This is a genomic window from Nannocystis sp. RBIL2 (genome assembly GCF_026626745.1).
In the GTDB taxonomy this organism is placed as follows: domain Bacteria; phylum Myxococcota_A; class Polyangia; order Nannocystales; family Nannocystaceae; genus Nannocystis.
Genome location: NZ_JAPNJW010000001.1, coordinates 4,236,938 through 4,255,980, shown reverse-complemented (window position 1 = coordinate 4,255,980; position 19,043 = coordinate 4,236,938). Strand labels below are relative to the sequence as shown.

The window sequence follows — 19,043 nt, the reverse complement described above, 5'->3', positions numbered from 1 at the left end:
CGGGACAGGATCAGTCGACCCACTCGGCGAGGAACACGTCGGTGTCGCCGTGGCTCTTGGCGCCGCGGTTGGAGGCGAACACCAGGTGCTTGCCGTCGCGGGTGAACATCGGGAAGCCGTCGAAGGTGTCGCTGAAGCTGACCTGCTCCTGGTTCTGGCCGTCGTCGCCGATCAGGTAGAGGTCGAAGTTGCGGCCCTTGGGGTCGCCCTGGTTGGAGCTGAAGATGATGCGCTTGCCGTCGGGGTGGAAGAACGGGGCGAAGTTGGCCTTGCCGTTCTTGGTGATCTGGCGCTGCTCGCTGCCGTCGGCGTTCATGACGAAGATCTCGAGGCGGGTCGGGCGGACCAGGTGCTCCTTGATGATGTCGTCGTAGGCCTTGAGCTCTTCCTCGCCCTCGGGGTGGTTGGCGCGATAGACGATGCGCTTGCCGTCGGGCGAGAAGAAGGCGCCGCCGTCGTAGCCGACGGTGTTGGTGAGGCGGACGAGGCCGGTGCCGTCGACGTTGATCTTGTAGAGCTCGGGGTCGCCGTCGCGCGTCGAGGTGAACACGATCGCGTCGCCGGTCGGCGAGACGGTGGCCTCGGCGTCGTAGCCGGGCCCGGTGACGAGCGGCTGGATGTCGCTCCCGTCGGCGGCGGCGGTGTAGATGTCGAACTCGGGGTAGAGCTTCCACACGTAGCCGCGGCTGCGGTCGGGGTTGGGCAGGCAGTCGTCGGCGGCCGCGTGGGTCGAGGCGTAGAGGATCCGCTGGTCGCCCGGCAGGAAGTAAGCGCAGGTGGTGCGGCCCTTGCCCGAGCTGACCTTCTTGGCTGTCTTGTCGGCCAGGTCGAGCGTGTAGATCTGGTCGCAGCCGGCCCCGTCGCGGGTGCTCTGGAACACCAGCCGCTTCTCGTCGCCGGCGAAGTAGGCCTCCGCGTTCTCTCCGCCGAAGGTCAGCTGCTGCAGCGACTTGAAGTGACGCTCGCCGGCCAGCGGGACGCCCGGGTCGGGCTTGTCCGCCGGCGCGACGGCGGGCTTGTCGGTCGCGGGCTTGTCGGTCGCGGGCTTGTCGGTCGCGGGCTTGTCGGTCGCGGGCTTGTCGGTCGCGGGCTTGTCGACGGGCTTGTCGGCGGCGGGCTTGCTCTGGCCCTGACACGCGGCGAGGGCGAGGACGGTCAACGGGGCCGCGAGGCGGGCGAGGAAGGGACGCATGGCGGGGAGGATAACAGGATGGCCGCGCGGTTTCGCCGGCTTGCGCGTGCTACGTCGCCAGTGGTATCCGCGCGCCCCCGGAACCCCCCAATGGACGCAATTCACGGACTGACGATCGAAGCCATGGCCGAGACCATGAGCAAACACAACGAGCTGCGGGCGCAACACGGCGAGCCCGCGTTCAAGCCGTACTTCCTGCGCTACCTCGCCACCAAGGGCGTCGACGAGTCGGCCTGGGCGCAGGCGTGGAACAGCTGGCACACCCGCATGGACGCCGACAAGAGCGGGCAGCTGTGGGCGCGCTTCAACGCGGCCCAGACCGCGCTGACGATGCAGGCGCACTTCGGCGACGTCGCCGACATGAGCCAGGAAGTCCGCGGCGGCTTGACGCTCGACATGTTCGCCCGGCTGTCGGCCGAGGCGACCCAGCCCGGCGTCGACTTCGACGGCCTGCTCGCGCGCCACGGCGTCAGCGCGGCAGCGTGGCACAGCGGCCGCGACGCGTGGAACCAGGCGATGAGCCAGGACACGATGCACAAGATCACGACGCAGTACGGCCAGCTGTACGCCAAGTACAACCCAGCCCACGTCGCGGCGATGCAGGCCCAGGCGGCGCAGATGATCGCCAACCGCGCGGCGGTGTCGGCCCAGGAGGAGGAGCCCGAGGTCGAGTACACCGTCGATTCGGCGCTCGCCGAGCTGCAGTCGCCGGTGCCGCGCACCCGCTGGCACGCGGCCCACTTGCTGGCGCAGAAGATCCAGACCGAGCTCGAAGGCGACCGCGCGCGCCAGCGCCAGGCCCTCGCGGCCTGCGTGCCGCAGCTGCTCGACTGCCTCGACCGCCACGACAAGGAGACCGTGAGCTCGGCCGAGGCCGCGGCGCGCGACCTGGTCGAGCTGGGGCAGACCGGCGACGAGGCGAAGGGGGCGGTGACCCGCTGCCTGCTCCGCGGCCGCGAGCACCTGGCGACGGCCCAGGCCGCGTTCGCGCCGATCCAGAACAAGAACGTGCCGGAGCGGATCTACCTGCAGTCGGAGATCCAGGACTACACGTCGCTGGTCGAGACGCTCGAGGAGATCCTCGCCGACTGGAACGACGCCGGCGCGGACGCCGACGAGGCGGGCGGTCCGTCGGTCGGGGGCGACCGGACGGCGGACGACGAGGGGCTCGCGGCGAAGGCGGCGGGCGCCCGGAGCTGGTGGGACAAGATCATGTCGCTGTTCCGCTGAGCCGCGCCGGCCCGACGCGGTAAAATCAGGGCGATGATCGATGTCGTCCTGTCGGGTCCGGGGAAGAACGCGCTGAGCTCGGCGCTGATGCAGTCGCTTCGCGGCCAGCTGGCGCGGGCCGAGGGCCAGCCGGTGCTGGTCCGCGGCGAAGGCGACGCGTTCTCCGCCGGGCTCAATTTCTTCGAGCTGGCCACGCTCGACGCCGCCGGACTCGACGAATTCCTGGCGGTCCTCGAGGACCTGCTCCACGAGCTCTACAACTACCCCGGACCGACGGTCGCGCTGGTCAGCGGCCACGCGATCGCCGGCGGCTGCCTGGTGGCGATGTGCTGCGACCACCGCGTGTGCGCGGCCGACCCGCGGCTGAAGATCGGCCTCAACGAGGTGGCGCTCGGCCTGCACTTCCCCGGCACGGCGCTGGCGCTGGCGCGCCGGCGGGTGAACCCGCAGTCGCTCGACGAGGTGATCCTCGGCGCCCGCCTGTACGGGCCCGAGGACGCGCTGCGCGTCGGCCTGGTCGACGAGGTGGCCGCGGCCGCCGAGGCGGTCGCCCGCCAGCGCCTCGCCGAGCTCGCCAGCCACCCGGCCGACGCCTACGGCGCGGCCAAGCGGGCGATCCGCGGCGGCGTGCTCGACATGGACCCGGCCCAGCGCCGGGCCGAGCGCGCGGCGCTGCTGCCCCACTGGACCGACCCGGCCCTGCGCGCCCGCATCGGCGCGTTCCTGGCGGCGAAGGCCCAGGCGAAGAAGCCGTGAGGGACAGGTCCGAAGGGGCAGGTTCGAGAGGGCATGTCATGAAGGACATGTCCTATCGGTCCTGCTCCGGAGGACATGCGGCTTGGGCGGGGCTGGTCGGGCTGATTTTGCTGGCGTGCGCGCCGGGGCGGCCGTCCCCGGCGGCGCAGCCCGCCGGGGACGCGGGGCGCCCGGAGGTGCGGGAGGTCGCGGCGATCGAGGCCGAGCCGCGCGCGGGGCACTTCGTGATCCGCGGGGCCGAGGTCGTCGGCGTCGGCGTGGCGGACGTCGAGGTGAAGGACGGCCGGATCGCGGCGATCGGGGCGGTCGCCGCGGGGCCGCCGGAGCTGCAGCGCGCGGGGCGGTGGATCGTGCCGGCCGCGATCGACAGCCACGTCCACCTGAGCTACCTCCCCGGCGGGCGCCGCATGCTCGACGGCGGCGTGGCGGCGGCGGTCGACCTGGCGGCGCCGCTGACGGCGCTGCGCGAGCGCGAGGGGCCAGCCGAGCTGGTGGTGCTGCCGAGCGGGCCGATGATCACTGCGCGCGGCGGCTACCCGACCCGCGACTGGGGTAGCGACGGCTACGGGCTCGAGGTCGACGGACCGGCCGCGGCGACCCAGGCGGTCGAGACCCTGGCCGCCGCGGGGGCGAAGCTGATCAAGGTGCCGATGACCGACGCGCCGACGCTGCCACCGGCGACGCTGAAGGCGATCGTGACGGCCGCGCACGCGCGCGGGCTGAAGGTCGCCGCGCACGCGCTGTTCGACCGCCACGCACGCACTGCCGCGGAGGCCGGGGTCGACCTGCTGGCCCACGTGCCAGTGGAGCCGCTGCAGGCGCGCACGGTCGAGGCGTGGGCCGGCCGGACGGCGATCTCGACGCTGTCGGCGTTCGGCGGCGCCGCCGTCGAGAATTTAATAAAATTGCGCGCGGTCGGGGTGACGGTGCTGTACGGGACGGACTTCGGGAACACGCGGCTGGCGGGGATCTCCGGCGAGGAGATCGATCTGCTCGTGGAGGCAGGTCTCGACGGCCAGGCGATCGTGAATGCGATGACGTCGGCGCCGGCGCACTACTGGGGGCTCGATTCGCAGGGGCCGGGGGTGCTGGTGGCGGGCGGGGTCGCGAGCTTTTTGATCGTGACCGCCGACCCGCGAGTGACACCGTCGACGCTGGCGGAGCCAGAGGCGGTGTTCATCGCCGGGACGCGGCGCTGAGGTTCATCGCTCGGGCCATGCGCTCAGGCGCGGATGAGGTCGAAGCGGTAGCGGATCCGGTGCTCCTCGGGGATCGGCCCCCACAGCCACAGCTTGCCGCCGTTCTCGGTCTCGCCGGAGCACACGTATTTGCCGGAGAACTGGTGCCGGAGGTAATAGAGCCCCTCCTCGCCGGGGATGATCTCGAACCGGTACCGCGGCTCGTGGCCTCCGGGGATCGGGCCCCACAGCCACAGCTTGCCGCCGTTCTCGGTCTCGCCGGAGCACACGTATTTGCCGGAGAACTCGTGCCGGAGGTAGTAATAGCCGCCTCCGGTGTCCTGCAGCTCGAACTTGTAGCGGACCTCGTGACCCTCGGGAATGGGCCCCCAGAGCCACAGTTCGCCGCCGTTGTCCGTATGCCCGGAGCAGACGTATTTGCCGGAGAACTGGTGCTTCGCATAATAATATTGCCCGTGCTCGATAGCGGACATGGTAGCGACCTCCGTTCGACGAATCGATCAAGGAGGTAGCACTCCGGTGGTGTCCGGCCATGTGCGAGGAATACCCGGTGATGCGCTGCACGGCCCCGCCAGCGCGGCGCTCGCGGCGTCGCCGGAATGCGCAGAGCTGCTCACGAGGGTGAACCGCCGCGGAAAGCCGTGGCGCGAGGCGAGCGCGGCGATTCTCGGTAGATGTCTTTCAAGACAGGTCGCGCATTCGCCTGCGGGACGGTCGTCGCGGCGACGCGGCTGCGAGCGGCGCCTGGGTGTCCTTCGGGACATGTGGCGACACGGTCGCCGTCACGCCTTGGCGCCGAGGCGGAACAGGTCGGCGGCGCCGAGGCGGAGCGCGCCGGGCGTGGGATCGAAGGCGGCGGTGATGCCCGCGCGGGCGACGATGGCGGCGTCGATCGGTCGCGCCGCGGCGGGCAGGATCGGCGCCAGGGGGCGGAGGATCCGCAGGGCCCAGCGCTCGCCGGTGCGGTGCTCCTGGCGGTCGCCGTCGAGCGGGCCGGGCTGGAGGATGCGGACGCGCGGGAAGCCCAGGGCGGCGGTGTCGCGCTCGAGCTCGCCCTTCATGCGCGAGTAGAAGATCGCGGACTTCGCCGACGCGCCGGTGCTCGACACGAGCACGTAGGCCTCGGTGCCGTGGTGGCGGGCCGCGCGGGCGACCTCGTACTGGTAGGTGTAGTCGACCCTGTACTGCGCCTCGCGCGAGCCGGCGGCCTTGAGCGTGGTGCCGAGGGCGCTAAACAGGTGATCGCCCTTCGCCACGGCGCGCCAGTCGTCGGGGCGGTCGAATTCGACGAGGTGCTCGGTGAGCTTGTCGTGCTGCACGCCGGCGGAGCGGCGGGCCAGGACCGTGACTGCGGCGTAGCGCGGGTCGGCGAGGAGCTGGCGGAGGAGCTCGCGGCCGACGAGACCGGTGGCGCCGACGAGGAGGGCCGTTCGAGGCGGTGGGTGCATGGCTGCTCGCCTGTGTAGCCCGGTTCGCGGCGCGAGGCTCGAGTTTCGCGCCGCGGCGTGATCCTCAGGGGAGCGGGTCGTGGACGATGTGGCCCGGGACGGTGCGGAAGCGGCTCAGCACGAGCTCCCCGCCCAGGGCCTCGACGGCGGCGGCGAGCTCCCTCGCCGCGTCCGCAGGCATGCCGGACGAGACCTCCGCGGGCACGGCTTCGATGGCGGCGCGCGCTCCCTGCACGCCGAGCGGGGTGCGGGTGGCGAGCAGCTTGATGAGGCGCATGCGCTCGGGACCTACGCGGGTGAGCTGCACCGCGCATTGCTCGACCGGCGGGGTCGCGCGGGCTTTCAACGTCTCGGCCAGGCCGTGCCGCAGCCAGGCGCCGTCCGAGTCGGCGGGCAGGGTCAGCGCCGCGGCGCGCAGGACCTCGTCGTCATCGGACCGATCGGACAGCAGGGTGTGCAACAGGCCGGCGGACAGGCGATGCGGCAGGAGCAGCGCCAGCAGCTCGTCCAGCGGCAGGCGGACCAGAGCCGGCAAGACGTCGTCGAAGTAGGTCCAGCGGTTCTTGCGGACCTCGGCGACGAGGCCGTCGTCCCACGCCTCGCCGCTGCCGAAGCGCAGGGCGACGGCGCGGACCTCGTTCGCCGACTGGAGCAGGAGCTCCTGCTCCTCGCCGTCGTCGTCGAGGAGCCGCAGGAAGCGAACCCGCGTGAGGCCGACGCTGCCGGCGTGGGCGAGCAGCATCGCCAGGACGTCGGCGCGCTCGCTGTCGCCCAGGCGCTCGCCGAGGCGGCCGCGCACGAAGTCGAGGGCGCAGCGCAGGCGCGGCGGCAGGCGCGGGCGGATGGCCAGGAACGGCCGCCGATCGTGGCGGTACAGCGCGAACACGAGGTCGTCGACGTACCGGTTCCAGCCGGAGGGGAGGCCGTGATCGCGGTCGTCGGGGATCCGCGCGAGCAGCTCGGCGGCGATCTGCGGCAGGTCGGGCGACGAGGACGGATCGATCATGGCAGTCTCGGCGAGCACGTCGAGCAGCGGCTCGTGATCTTCGATGCGGGTCAGGCGGTGGCGAGCGATGTGCCACATCACCCGATGCCAGTCGGCCTCGCGGTTGCACACCGCCAGGGCGCGATGGATCCGCGACCGGTCCTTGCGTGCGGCCTTCAGCTCGCGCAGCGCCTGGCGCAGCTCGTCGTCGGTCAGGCCCGGGCAGCTCACGAAGGCTGGGTCCGTCATGTCGCCCTCAAGGCGTGCCCGGCGGCGGCGCGAACGTCAAGGGGCCTGGCGAGGTTCCCGATCCTGGCCCGCGGACCCCCGGGACATGCTCTTTGGTGCATGTCCTGAAGTTTGCGACATGCCCGATCGGACATGTCCGGCCGGGCGCTAGCGCAGCAGCTGGTAGAGCACGACGCCGAGGACCAGCAGGAGGCCGGTGACGATGGTGACGACGTCGAAGTACTTGTCGATGAGCTGCTTGGCGCGCGGGCCGGCCAGCTTGATGACGGCGGCGACGAGGAAGAAGCGGCCGCCGCGGCCGAGGATGCTGGCGAGGGTGAAGCCGACGATGTTGATCTGGGCGACGCCGGCGGCCACGGTGAAGACCTTGTAGGGGATCGGCGTGAACGCGGCGATGAAGACGGCCAGCTCGCCGTGCTTCTGGTACTCGCCGGTGACGAGCTCGAAGGTCTCGCGCGAGAACACCGGGCCGATGATGTACGGCTCGAAGGTCGACCACAGGGCGTAGCCGAGCAGGTAGCCGAACAGGCCGCCGAGCACCGAGCCGAGGGTGCACCACAGGGCGAAGCGGAACGCCCGCGTGGGTGCCGACAGCGCCAGCGCGATCAGCAGGACGTCCGGCGGGATCGGGAACACGCTCGACTCGACGAACGCGATCGCCATCAGCGCCGGGACGGCGTATGGGGTGTCGGCCCAGCTCAGCACCCAGTGGTAGATCCGCCGGAGCGGGTTGCGCGAGGCGGCGGGCGCGGGCACGGACACGGGGTCGTTCACCGGCGTGACGGTACCACGCGTGAGCCTCCTGCGGCGCGCGTAAACGCGTGGCGTGACTCACCTGCGCGCGGACGCGAGGAGAACCTGGCGCAAGAGACAGCCGATGGTCGCGCTGCGGCGCCGCGCATCCGCGCTGGAGCAGCGTACCGCGGGCGTGGCTCGGGCGGCGCGTGCGAGCCGATCACGCGCCGGTCGGGCCGCGGTCCTGGCGGTCGAGCGCGAGCGCCTCGTCGTACTCCTGCGGGGTGTTGCAGGTGCGGAGGACGCGGCGGTCGGGCAGCTCGGCGGCGTCGAGCCAGCGCGCGCCGAGGCGGTCGAACATGAAGAGCGGCCGGCTGCCGCTCTTGGCCAGCACCTCGGCCGCCGCGGCGTGAGCGGCGGTGACGCGCACGGCGCTGGCCAGCGGGTGCGGGAAGTGGCGGTCGGCCGGGTCGCCCGAGGCCGGGGCGTCGAACGGCAAGATGCCCCCGAGGCCAGGTTCGTCGACGAGCCGGCGGACCAGCAGGCGCACGTAGTCGGCGCTGAGGAACGGGCTGTCGCACGCGCCGAGGTAAGCGAACTCGGCGCGGTGGGCGAGGAGCACGCCGAGGCCGGCGAACAGGCCGACGAGCGGGCCGCCGTGGTCGAACTCGGGCGGGTCGTAGGCCAGCACGACCTCGGGCGGCAGCGGCGGCAACGGCTGACCGGTCTGGGCGACGACAACGATCGGCCTGTCGCACACCTCGCGCAGGACGTCGACGACGTGGAGCAGCAGCGGCTGCCCGCGCCACGGCAACAGGGCCTTGGGCGCACCCATGCGGGAGGAACGACCGCCCGCGAGGACGATGGCGCCGCAGGACTGGATGGAGGCGTCGGACATGGCGGCCGAGGGCGAGGGTGACAAAGGCAGCCTGCGTTGGCAAGAGAGCCGCGTGCGCCCGCGTCGCGCTCGCGCTGGCGGCGGCGCTCGCGGAAGATCGCGGCTGCGAGTGACTCCAGGATGCAGACCGCCCGGCCATGTGTTCGCGGCGCGAGGCGGACGCTCGTGGCGTCGACGACGCGGCTCAGCGCGGCAGGCCGGTCCGCGGATCGAGGGCCGTGACGTAGAGCGGCGCGCGGACGGTGGGGTCGTCGGCGTCGGCGACGAGGTGGACGCGGACGACGTCGCCGTCGGGCTCGGCCCACACGCCCTCGAACTTGAGGTGACCCGGCAGCGCCTGGCGCCAGACGACGTGGTGCGGCGGGTCGAGGCGGAGCAGCGCCGAGCCGAGGCAGGCGCCGTCGGCGTAGGTGTCGCGCGTGTCCTCGGCGGCGGCGGTCAGCAAGAGGCCGCCGTCGGGCAGCGCCGCGGCGTCGGTGACGCTGTAGGGCACGCCCCCGAGGTCTCCGAGGTCGATGAACGCGAGGTCGCGGATCAGGTCGGCGGTCCACGCCGCGCGGGCGGCCACCGCCGCGGCCACGCCGGCGCGGTCGAGGCGGATCAGCGCGCTGCGGTTGCCGGCCCCGTTGCCGCGCTGCAGCAGCACGAGGTGGCCGCCCCACACCGCCGCGCCCTCGAGGTTGAGCTCCGGCACGTGGCCGGCGAGCGCGGCGTGCAGCGGCGCGAGCGAGAACTCGGAGCATGTCGCGGAGGACATGTCCTCAGAGACATGGACGATCACGCCTGCCCGGCGGTTGGGCCGCGAGCCCGAGCCGAGCGCGAGCAGGGCGCCGCCTTCCCACGGGCACAGCGCCTCGAAGTCGGGCTTGGCCCGCTTGCGCGCGGCCGGCTCGCGCGGCAGCTCCCCCGCCCGCAGCGGCCAGCGGCGCGGCGGGCCGACCTCCGGGTAGGCGTGCAGCTCGAGCTCGTCGTCGGCGACGACGAACGACCAGCCGCCGCGGCGCACCAGGCCGCTCGCGGCCGACAGCTCGAGGTCGCGCAGGTGATGTAAATGAAATGTTTCAACGGACATGTTCATGAAGACATGCTGCAAGAGACAGATCGTCAGGCGTCGAAGCCGGCCGCGCGCAGCTCGGCACGGACTTCCGGGTCTGCCAGAACCTTTAAAAAGAGCTGGACGGCGGGGCGGGAGCGGCGGGGGCGGGGGATGACGAAGTCGTAGTGCTCGAGGCGGATCGGGCAGAAGCGCAGGCCGGCGTCGCGGGCGACCGTGGAGATCGCCACGCCCCAGTCGGCGCGGCCGGAGGCGACGCAGGCGGCCACGCCGCTGTGCGAGCGGGCCTCGTGCGAGTAGCCGGACGGCCGCGGCCCCGGGCCGAGCAGCGCGTCGAGCAAGATCCGCGTGCCGCTGCCGCGGTTGCGGTTGACCAGGAACACCGCGGGGTCGCGCACGCACGCGGGCAGGGCGAACGGCGCGGGGCAGGCCGCGAAGCGCGGGTCGTCCGGGCGGCTGACCAGGCCCTGCATGCGGCCGTAGCCGGGCTCGAGGTCGCAGTCGTCCGGCACGAAGGCGCGGTTGTACGCGTCGGTGCCGGGGTCGAGCAGGTGGATCGGGGCGACGTCGCACAGGCCGCGGGCGGCCGCCGCGAGGCCGCCCTGGCTGCCCTGGGCCAGCAGCCGCACCGCCAGGCCGCGGGCGTGCAGGCGGTCGACGAGGCGCTCGAGGCCGGTGCAGTGACTGCCGACGATCACGAGGTCGGGCGCGGCCGCGTCGCGGTCGATCGGGTGGACCTGCACCGCGGCGCCCGCGAGCAGGCGCTCGGTCTGGCGCGGCACCGCGATGAAGCCGTCGGCCCGGCAGAACGCGGTGACCGAGCCCGAGCCCTTGCCGATCGGCAGCGCCAGCGGGCGGCTGGTCCCGGGGGCATGTTCGGAAGGACCTGTCGTGGTGGGCATGTCCTCGGGGGCATGTCCTTCGGGACCGGCGATCAGCTGGACCAGGGCGTACTCGCGGCGGCCGCGCTCGCTGGCGAGGTCGTGCGGCAGGCTGGCGGCCAGGGCCGGGGCAGCGGCCGCGCGCAGGCCGGCGAGGGCGCGCAGGAGCGGGGCGACGAACTCGTGGAAGGTGAACAGCGCCGAGGTCGGGAAGCCGGGCAGGACGGCCAGCGGGACCCGCCGCTCGCCGACCGCGGTGACGGCGAGGCACAGCGGCTTGCCGGGCTTGAGGGCGACGCCGTGGACGCACACGGCGGGGGCGCCGGGCTCGGGCCCGGGCAGGCGGGCGACGGCGGCCGCGCTGAGGTCGCCGGCGCCCTTGCTGGTGCCGCCGCTGAGCAGCACGAGGTCGCAGGCGTGCGCGTGCAGGGCTGTCCGCAGGGCCAGGTCGAGTCCGGCCGGGTCGTCGCCGACGATCCCGAGGGCCAGCGGCTCGGCGCCGAGCTCGCGGCAGCTGTCGGCGAGGAAGGTCTGGTTGCAGTCGTGGATCTGCCCGGGCAGCAGCGGCGCGCCGGGGGCGACCAGCTCGTCGCCGGTGGAGAGGATGGCGACCCGCGGGCGGCGGACGACGCGGGCGACGGCCCGGCCGACAGCCGCGAGGACGGCGGTCTCGCGCGGGCCGAGGCGGGCGCCCGGGCGCAGCACGACCTCGCCGCGGGTGATGTCGCCGCCGACGACCGCGATCATCGCCCCGGGCACGACGGGGCGGCGCACGAGCAGCTCGCCGCGCTCCTCGTCGGTGTCCTCGACCATGACGACCGCATCGGCGCCGCGGACGAGGGCGCCGCCGGTGGCGATGGCGACGGCCTCACCTGGTCCGAGGGTCATGTCCGGAGGGACGCCCGGGACGACGGCCTCGGGGCGCAGGCACAGCCGCGCGGGGGCGCGCTCGCTGGCGCCGTAGGTGTCGGCCGCGCGCACGGCGTAGCCGTCGACGTTGCTGCGGTCGAAGCCGGGGACGTCGCGCGGGCTGGCCACTGCCTCGGCCAGCACCCGCCCGCACAGCGCCGCCAGCGGGACCTCCTCGCTGGCCAGCGGGACGGGCTGCGCCGCGGCCCACCAGCGGGCGACTGCCACCTCGGGGTCGGCGACCTGAAGGAATTGACGCTGCTCGGTCACGGGGAGAAGGGGTGAAGAGAGGAAGCGTGGGAGGGCTGACGCGGTCGTGGAGCGGATGTCTTGAAGGACAGGCGGCGGCGACCTGAAGGAATTGACGCTGCTCGGTCACGGGGAGGTCAGGGATCGAAGAGATGCACGCGGACGGGCTCGCCGGCGGCGGCGCCCTCGCTATCGGCGTCGACGAGCACGAAGCCGTCGGCGACGACTGTGGACGACAGGTTGCTGGCGCCGCTGGTGGCGACGGGCTCGACCTCGCCGGCGCCGACGCGGCGCACGCGGACGAAGTCGGTGCGGCCGACCTTGCTGGTCAGCTTGCGGGCCAGCACGAGCTCGACGCTGCGGTGCGGGAAGGCCCAAGGGTCGGGCAGGCCGCCGAGGGCGCGCACCAGCGGGCCGACCACCAGCTCGTAGGCGCACAGGCACGAGACCGGGTTGCCGGGGAGCAGGAACGCCGGGCGGCCGTCGTGAGCCCGGCCGAGGGCCGTCGGGCTGGCCGGGCGGACCGCCAGGCCGTGCACGTCGAGCTCGCCGCGCTCGCGGAAGATCTGCGGCATCAAGTCTTCGGGGCCCACGCTGGTCGCCCCGGTGATCAACAGGACATCGGCGGGGCCGGCCAGCAGCGCGTCGAGGCCGGCGCGCAGGGCCTCGGCGCCGTCGCGGGCGCGCAGCGGGGCCAGCCACTCGCCGCAGTCGCGCGCGGCCAGGCCGGCGAGCACGAGCGAGTTGCTGTCGACGATCTGGTGCGGGCCCGGGGGCGTGCCCGGCGGGACGAGCTCGTCGCCGGTGACGAGCAGGCCGAGGCGCGGGCGGCGGACCACCGAGACGGCGGCGAGGCCGAGCGAGGCGAGGGCGCCGACGTCCTGCGGCCGCAGCCGGCGCCCGGCCGCGAGCACACATGTCCCGCGGGACATGTCCTCTCCGACCTGTCCGGTGTGACGCAGCGGCGGCACCGAGCCGAGCAGTTCGACCAGGACCCGCCCGCCGCGCACGACCTCGCGCGCGAGCTCGGCCTGCAGCACTGCGTCGGCCCCGGCCGGCAGCGGGGCGCCGGTGGCGATCCGCACGGCCTCGCCGGGGCGCAGCGCGGCCGGGTACGGGCGCCCGGGCAAGCTGTCCCCGCGGACAGGCAGGACCAGCGGCGCGTCGACTGTGGCGCCGAAGCTGTCCTCGCCGCGCAGGGCGTAGCCGTCGACCGCGGCGCGCACGTAGCCGGGGACGTCGATCGGCGCGAGGACGTCGCCGGCGAGGACCCGGCCGAACGCGGCCGCCAGCGGGACGGACTCGGCCGGCAAGCGGACCGCGCGCTCGCGCAGCAGGGCCAGGGCGTCGGCGAGGTCGGCGCGGGCCTGGAAGCCGCGCATGCGCGGGTCGTCGCTGGGTCGGGAGGTACGACGCGAGGCGCTGGTGAAGGGGGTATGGGACATGCCCGATGGAACATGTCCTTTTGTTTCACTGACGGCGTCGGCGTCGGCCTCGCTCGCGGCGGGCATGTCCTCGGGGACATGTCGACCGGGTCCGCGCTGCGAGACATCGGCGTCGCTACCGGACGCGTCGCCCGGGCTCCCGGGCTTGGCCCCGCCGCTCATGGCCTCCGGGTCGGGCGCGTCGGCGGCAGGCGGTCGAGGATCGACACGACCGGCAGGAGGGCGACCTGGCCGAGGCCGCAGATGCTGGTCTGGGCGAGGGTGCGATCGAGCTGGCGCAGCAGCTCGGGGGTGCCCTCGGCGGCCTCGCCGGCGAGCCAGCGGTCGAGCAGGGCGACTGCCTTCTCGGTGCCGACCCGGCACGGCACGCACTTGCCGCACGACTCGTTGCGGAAGAAGCGAGTGACGTTGGCCCCGAGCTCGAGCATGTCGCGGCCCTCGGCGACGACGATCACCGCGCCCGAGCCGAGCGACGAGCCGGCGCGCCGCAGGTGGTCGAAGTCCAGCGGGGTGCCCAGGGCGTCGGCGCCGAGGAACGCAGTCGAGGCGCCGCCGGGCATCACTGCCTGCACGGAAGCGCCGCCCGGCACGCCACCCGCGAGGGCGATCAGCTCGGCGATCGTGGTGCCGGTGGCGAGCTCGTAGACGCCGGGGCTGACCACGTCGCCGCTGATCGACACGAACTTGAGGCCGGCGCAGCCGCGCAGGCCCTGGGCCTTCCACCACGCGGCGCCGCGGGCGGCGATCGCGGTGGCCATGGTGAGGGTCTCGACGTTGTTGATGAGGGTGGGCTGGCCGAACAGACCGGCGATCCCGGGGTACGGCGGCTTGTTGCGCGGCTCGCCGCGCCGATCTTCGAGCGCCTCGAGCAGCGCGGTCTCCTCGCCCATGATGTAGCCGCCGGGCGAGACGAAGATCTCGAGCGCGATGCCGAGTGCGTCGGCGACCCGCGCCGCGACCTCCTGCTCGCGCGCGAGGACGCGGCGCTCGAGCTCGTACTCGTGGCGCAGGTAGACGATCGCCCGCCGGGCGCCGACGACCACCGCGCCGAGCAGGATGCCCTCCCACACGAGGTGCGGCAGGCTGGCCAGCAGCTCGCGGTCCTTGAAGGTGCCGGGCTCGCTCTCGTCGGCGTTGCAGACGACGAACTTCTCGTCGCTGACGGCGTCGCGGACGGTGCGCCACTTCAGGGCGGTCGGGAAGCCGGCGCCGCCCATGCCGCGCAGGCCGGCCTCCTTGAGCTCGCCGAGCAACGCCTCGGCGGCCGCGGCACCGCCGGCCGCGAGGGCGCGCACTGTCGCGTAGCGCTCGCCGGGGCGCGCGTACGGATCGACGCGATACGTGCGGGCGGCGACCTCGAGGTGCTCGGGGGCGTGCTCGGTATGCAAGGCCGCGAGGGCGGCCGCGGCGCCGGTGTGCGGGTCGTGTTCGACGAGGACGGCCGGGGCGCGGTCGCAGCGGCCGAGGCACGAGACCTCGCAGACCTCGACGCGCTCGCCAGTGGCGGCCTCGTGCGCGGCGGCGCCGGCCTGCAGCTCGGCGAGGCAGTGGGCGCCGCCCCGCATGGCGCAGGCGAGGTCACGGCAGACGTCGAGGCGATGCGCGGCGGGCGGCGTGCGCCGGTAGTGCGGGTAGAACGAGGCGACGCCCTCGATGCGGTGCAGCGGGACGCCGAGGTCGCGGGCCGCGAGTACGAGGTCGTCCTGGCGCAGCCAGCCGTGCTCCGCTTGCAAGGCGTTGAGGCGCTGAATGATGCTGGGCGGTCGGTACCGCATCGTCGCCGACAGGGTAGCGCAACTCGCCGCGCGCGGGCCCGGCGGTCGGTTTTTTGTGCGGGGGGCGCCGGGCGCACGGGGGGTGAGGCGGGGTGCACGGGACAGCGAGCTCTTCGCGTGCACGGGCGACACGGGCGACCCAGCCGAAGTCGCGAGCGGTCGAAGATCCCGCGGCGACGAGACGCCGCGCCCGTCGATCGACGACCTCGGAGGATCGCGAAGGTCACGTGTCGTCGCGCGAGCGACTCGACGAGCTCCGGTCCGCCGTCGCCGGCGTCCGCGAGACACTCGACAATGCGACCGCGAATGTCCGCCGTCGCTGCGGTCGATCTGCCGCGATTGGTGAGACCCGGCGATTCGCTGCAGCGACGGAACGCTGTGATTGTGCAGATCCGCGCAGACATGGCGCGGCGGCGCGCACCGGTGCATCTGCAACGCTGGACGAGGACGCAGCCGCGGTCGCGTGATCTCCGCCAGGCGATGCGCCTCTGATAAAGTCCTCGCATCGCTGCCCTGGTGGGGTTCGCAGTCTAGGAGTCGAACGTGTCGAGTGTGATCGTCCCGAAGTCCCGAGATGAAGTGTTGAAGAGCTTTTCGCCGCTGCTGCAGAAGCACCTGCAGCAGGCCGCACAGCCGGCCACCAAGGCCGAGGCGGCCGAGCGGGCCAAGCTGCGCGAGGCGGTCGAACGCGCCGCGCAATACACCAGCGAGACCATTATCAAGGGGCTCGCGGAGCTGCAGGTCAGCTTCGGCGCCGCGGTCGAGGCGCTGGCCGACCGACTGGCGTCGGAGGCGGTCCGGCTCGACGAGCTGCGCAAGGCGATCGCGGCCGAGGCGACGCGGGTCGAAGACCTGAAGCACGTGCGGATCGCCGCGGAGGCGCTCGAGATCCTGCATCAGGACGACGCCAAGCGGCTGCAGGCGCTGGAGGACAAGTTCACCGCCGAGGTCCGCGAGCTCGAGGAGAAGATCGCCCGCCAGCAGGAGACGTGGGCCAAGGAGGACGCGGAGAAGGCGAGCACGCAGGCCGAGACGGACGCGGCCCGGGGCAAGGAGCGCAAGGCCGACGAGGAGAAGTACGCCTACGAGATCGAGCGCCAGCGCCGGCTGGTGGCCGACGAGTTCGCGGAGAAGCGGCGACTGCTCGAGCGGCAGCTGGCGGAGACGCAGGCGCAGCGCGACAAGAACTGGGACGGGCGTGAGAAGCTGCTCGCGGCCGCGACGGCCGAGATCGAGGCGCTGCGCACCAAGACGACCGCCTACGCCAAGGAGATCGAGGACGCGGGCAAGTCGGCGCGCGAGAAGGTGATCGTCAAGATCAGCGCCGACGCCAAGGTCGACGCCGAGCTGGCGTCGCGCGACAGCGCGGCCAACCTCGAGGTCGGCGAGCTGAAGATCAAGGCGCTCGAGGACCGCATCGAGAAGCAGCGGACCCAGATCGCCGAGCTCAACGCGCAACTGACCGCCGCGCTGGCCCAGACCCAGGGCCTGGCGCAGAAGGCCATCGAGGGCACCTCGGCCCGGAAGTGAGGCGCGCGATGAAGACGTTCACCAGCAAGAGCACGAAGCAAGAGATCCTCGAGGCCTACAACGAGCTGGCCCAGGAGCTGAAGAACCTGAAGGACAGAGGCCCCGTCGCCGCGCCGGCCCGCGCCGCCGCGCCCGAGGCTGCGCCGGCCGCCCAGTCCGCTCCCGCCGCCCAGGAGAACTCCCCCGTGAACTTCGACGACCTGACCCGCGACCTCGACAGCATCCGCACCCGCTTCGGCGACGCCTCGTCGACGCTGCAGCAACAGCTCCTCCGCGAGTCCGGCCGCCTCGAGAACCTGCGCTCCGAGATCTCCGGCTACACCGAGCACCTGAAGACGCTGCACGCGATCGAGGTCGGCGACGACACGACGCGCGAGCTGGTCCGCCGCTACCTCGACACCCAGCGCAGCGCCGATGAAGCATTCGCGGCCCGCAAGCGCAAGGTCGAGGAGGAGCTCGAGGGGCGCAAGGCCGGCTGGCGCAAGCAGCAGGAGGAGCGCACCCGCTCGGTCACCGAGACCGACGCGGCCGGCAAGCTGGCGCGCACGCGCGAGGCCGAGGAGTACGGCTACGCGACCACGCGCGCGCGCACTGCCGACGCCGACGCGCTGGCGCAGGAGAAGAAGCGCCTGCAGGCCGAGCTCGACGGGCTGCAGGAGGTGAAGACGGTCCAGTGGAACGAGCGCGAGCAGACGATCGCGACCCGCGAGCAGGAGTACGCCGACCTCAAGGCGAAGTCGGTGGCCTACCCGAAGGAGCTCGAGGCGGCCACCAACAAGGCGGAGGCCGAGGGCATGGCGATCGCGCGCCGGCAGTCGAAGATCGCGTCCGACCTGGCCCTCAAGGACTTCGAGGGCAAGAAGAAGGTCCAGGAGCTCAAGATTGGCGAGCTCGAGGCCGCCAGCAAGAAGCAGGACGAGCAGATCCTCGAGCTGTCGAAGCAGCTCGCCACGGCGCTCAAGCAGGCCCAGGACCTGGCCATCAAGGCGATCGACGGCGCGTCCAACTCGACGTCGTTCGCGGCGGTCAAGGAGATCGCGCTCGAGCAGGCCAAGACGTCGCAGAAGTTTAAATAAGCCCCTCGGCTGCAGCGGAGCGGCGGCGTCCTCGCGGGCGTCGCCGCTGTCGCGAGCGGTGGTAGCCTCGCGAGGCTTGAGACCTTTCGTCGCCACCGTCGCGCTCGTGATCGCCTGCGGCCCCGGCAAGTCCGACGAGTCGGCGGGCACGAGCTCGACGAGCTCGACGAGCGGCACCGCTTCGTCCGCGCCGACCATCGCAGACGAGACGGCGACGACCGGCGTGACGGCGAGGTCACTCTGTCGTTCAGCGTGAGCGTGGCCGAGACCGTGTCGCCCGGCGGGATCCCGCGGATCGTCGGCGAGTTCGAGCTGCACACCGAGGACGGCGAATGGGGTCTCAGCGGGACGTTCGACGCCGCGTACTGCGGGCCGCTGCCCGACTGGGTGGCGGCCAGCTGTGAGTGAGGCCGCTCGCCATGTGATTGACTGCCAGGCCAGGATTGGCTGCGGACGCCGACATTTTGGCGTCGACCGGGAGCGCCCGTACTGCAGAGCGTTCCATAAATTTTCGGTACGCCGATTGCTGTGACCGCGCATGCTCCACCGTCGCGCAGTCCTGTCGCTCCTCGCGGGTCTCGCCGCTTGCCGTCGCGGGCGGATCCTCTCGCACGAGGAGTACGCGCACGTCGAGCACGACACGCCCTACGTCCTGCGGTTCGCTCGCGGGCGCGGGGCGCTGCTCTTCTTCGGCGCGGCGCACATCTACGATCGTGGCGACGCCCAGGTGGCACGAATCGTCGCGCTGTGGGCCGAGTTTCGCCCGACGCTGGCGTTCAACGAGGGCGGCGATCCGCAGGTCGAGGCGTCGCTGGTGACCGCGGCGGCCCGCTTCGGCGAGTCCGGGGTGGTGCGGTTTTTGGCGCGACGGGACGGGGTGCCGGCCGCGAGCATCGAGCCGTCGATGCGCGCGCAGGTGGAGGGGCTGCACGCGTCCGGCTTCACCGACGAGCAGATCCTGGTGTTCTTCGTCCTGCGCCAGATGCCGCAGCACCGCGCGCGCACCGGCGTGCCGATGGACGAGGCGCGGCTGGCCGAGGTGCTGCGGCACTTCCACGAGGCCACCGGCATCACCACGCCCGCGACCGCGGACGAGCTGGCCGCGGCGTGCGTGCGGCTGTTGCCGCCGCTCCCTCACTGGTCCGAGGCGCCGGCCGCGTGGTTCGACCCGGTGTTCTCGGCGCCTCCCGCGTTCACTAACGTGGCCAACGGCCGCGTCAGCCAGGTCCGTGACGCCTGGACGGTCGAACTGCTCGCGGACCGCGTGCGGCGCGGCGAGCGGGTGTTCGCGACCATGGGCGCGAGCCACGTCGTCATGCAGGAGCCGGCGCTGCGGGCCCGACTCGGCCGGTCGAAGCGGCTGGCGTGAACGCGCGAGCGCACGGCCCGCGGGAATAGGCTGTCCCTTCGAGCGCCGACCCAACGACGAAGG

At 73.0% G+C, this 19,043-nt stretch carries 18 protein-coding genes; 8 read left to right on the top strand and 10 right to left on the bottom strand.

The annotated features are described in order from the left end of the window. Nucleotides 1-10 precede the first annotated feature (10 nt). Nucleotides 11-1,192, bottom strand: coding sequence for a hypothetical protein (locus tag OV090_RS16635; protein ID WP_267704666.1), 1,182 nt, complete (start codon nucleotides 1,190-1,192; stop codon nucleotides 11-13). Between the two features lie 135 nt (nucleotides 1,193-1,327). Between OV090_RS16635 and OV090_RS16630 the strand changes: the two genes are divergently transcribed. From OV090_RS16630 to OV090_RS16620, 3 genes are read left to right on the top strand one after another with little or no spacing between them, the layout of a single operon-like run. Continuing rightward, the gene (locus OV090_RS16630; RefSeq protein ID WP_267704665.1) at nucleotides 1,328-2,422 is read left to right on the top strand and encodes a hypothetical protein; all 1,095 of its coding nucleotides are present in this window, start codon (nucleotides 1,328-1,330) and stop codon (nucleotides 2,420-2,422) included. 33 nt (nucleotides 2,423-2,455) lie between these two features. Then, nucleotides 2,456-3,178, top strand: coding sequence for an enoyl-CoA hydratase/isomerase family protein (locus tag OV090_RS16625; RefSeq protein ID WP_267704664.1), 723 nt, complete (start codon nucleotides 2,456-2,458; stop codon nucleotides 3,176-3,178). Nucleotides 3,179-3,225: 47 nt separating this feature from the next. Next, complete coding sequence (locus OV090_RS16620; protein ID WP_267704663.1) at nucleotides 3,226-4,377, top strand: hypothetical protein; 1,152 nt, start codon at nucleotides 3,226-3,228, stop codon at nucleotides 4,375-4,377. A gap of 23 nt (nucleotides 4,378-4,400) precedes the next feature. Here OV090_RS16620 and OV090_RS16615 read toward each other — a convergent pair whose 3' ends face one another. The 9 genes from OV090_RS16615 to OV090_RS16575 all read right to left on the bottom strand — a co-directional run bounded on the left by OV090_RS16615 (nucleotide 4,401) and on the right by OV090_RS16575 (nucleotide 15,005). Further along, the gene (locus tag OV090_RS16615; RefSeq protein ID WP_267704662.1) at nucleotides 4,401-4,850 is read right to left on the bottom strand and encodes an RICIN domain-containing protein; all 450 of its coding nucleotides are present in this window, start codon (nucleotides 4,848-4,850) and stop codon (nucleotides 4,401-4,403) included. 309 nt (nucleotides 4,851-5,159) lie between these two features. After that, the gene (locus OV090_RS16610; protein ID WP_267704661.1) at nucleotides 5,160-5,825 is read right to left on the bottom strand and encodes an NAD(P)H-binding protein; all 666 of its coding nucleotides are present in this window, start codon (nucleotides 5,823-5,825) and stop codon (nucleotides 5,160-5,162) included. 64 nt (nucleotides 5,826-5,889) lie between these two features. Further along, entirely contained in the window at nucleotides 5,890-7,059 is a 1,170-nt protein-coding gene (locus OV090_RS16605) for a ribosomal protein L7/L12 (protein WP_267704660.1), read from the bottom strand. Nucleotides 7,060-7,206: 147 nt separating this feature from the next. Beyond that, on the bottom strand, nucleotides 7,207-7,833 hold the full coding sequence (locus tag OV090_RS16600; protein WP_267704659.1) for a VTT domain-containing protein: 627 nt from the start codon (nucleotides 7,831-7,833) through the stop codon (nucleotides 7,207-7,209). A 181-nt stretch (nucleotides 7,834-8,014) separates the two neighbouring features. Further along, nucleotides 8,015-8,692, bottom strand: a complete 678-nt coding sequence (locus OV090_RS16595; protein ID WP_267704658.1) for a molybdenum cofactor guanylyltransferase — start codon at nucleotides 8,690-8,692, stop codon at nucleotides 8,015-8,017. Nucleotides 8,693-8,876: 184 nt separating this feature from the next. Beyond that, a complete protein-coding gene (locus tag OV090_RS16590) occupies nucleotides 8,877-9,764 on the bottom strand; it encodes a hypothetical protein (RefSeq protein WP_267704657.1) in 888 nt (295 codons plus the stop codon). 32 nt (nucleotides 9,765-9,796) lie between these two features. Continuing rightward, nucleotides 9,797-11,806, bottom strand: a complete 2,010-nt coding sequence (locus tag OV090_RS16585; protein WP_267704656.1) for a molybdopterin biosynthesis protein — start codon at nucleotides 11,804-11,806, stop codon at nucleotides 9,797-9,799. A gap of 116 nt (nucleotides 11,807-11,922) precedes the next feature. After that, a complete protein-coding gene (glp, locus tag OV090_RS16580; RefSeq protein WP_267704655.1) occupies nucleotides 11,923-13,230 on the bottom strand; it encodes a gephyrin-like molybdotransferase Glp in 1,308 nt (435 codons plus the stop codon). A gap of 158 nt (nucleotides 13,231-13,388) precedes the next feature. Next, complete coding sequence (locus OV090_RS16575) at nucleotides 13,389-15,005, bottom strand: NAD(P)H-dependent oxidoreductase subunit E (protein ID WP_267704654.1); 1,617 nt, start codon at nucleotides 15,003-15,005, stop codon at nucleotides 13,389-13,391. A 543-nt stretch (nucleotides 15,006-15,548) separates the two neighbouring features. Between OV090_RS16575 and OV090_RS16570 the strand changes: the two genes are divergently transcribed. From OV090_RS16570 to OV090_RS16550, 5 genes are all read left to right on the top strand, one after another. Further along, a complete protein-coding gene (locus OV090_RS16570) occupies nucleotides 15,549-16,535 on the top strand; it encodes a hypothetical protein (RefSeq protein WP_267704653.1) in 987 nt (328 codons plus the stop codon). 8 nt (nucleotides 16,536-16,543) lie between these two features. Next, the gene (locus tag OV090_RS16565) at nucleotides 16,544-17,611 is read left to right on the top strand and encodes a hypothetical protein (protein ID WP_267704652.1); all 1,068 of its coding nucleotides are present in this window, start codon (nucleotides 16,544-16,546) and stop codon (nucleotides 17,609-17,611) included. Nucleotides 17,612-17,687: 76 nt separating this feature from the next. Beyond that, nucleotides 17,688-17,867: a hypothetical protein gene (locus OV090_RS16560; protein WP_267704651.1), complete on the top strand. Its 180-nt coding sequence runs from the start codon at nucleotides 17,688-17,690 to the stop codon at nucleotides 17,865-17,867. A 2-nt stretch (nucleotides 17,868-17,869) separates the two neighbouring features. Continuing rightward, entirely contained in the window at nucleotides 17,870-18,019 is a 150-nt protein-coding gene (locus tag OV090_RS16555) for a hypothetical protein (protein WP_267704650.1), read from the top strand. 130 nt (nucleotides 18,020-18,149) lie between these two features. Next, nucleotides 18,150-18,980, top strand: a complete 831-nt coding sequence (locus OV090_RS16550) for a hypothetical protein (RefSeq protein WP_267704648.1) — start codon at nucleotides 18,150-18,152, stop codon at nucleotides 18,978-18,980. Nucleotides 18,981-19,043 lie beyond the last annotated feature (63 nt).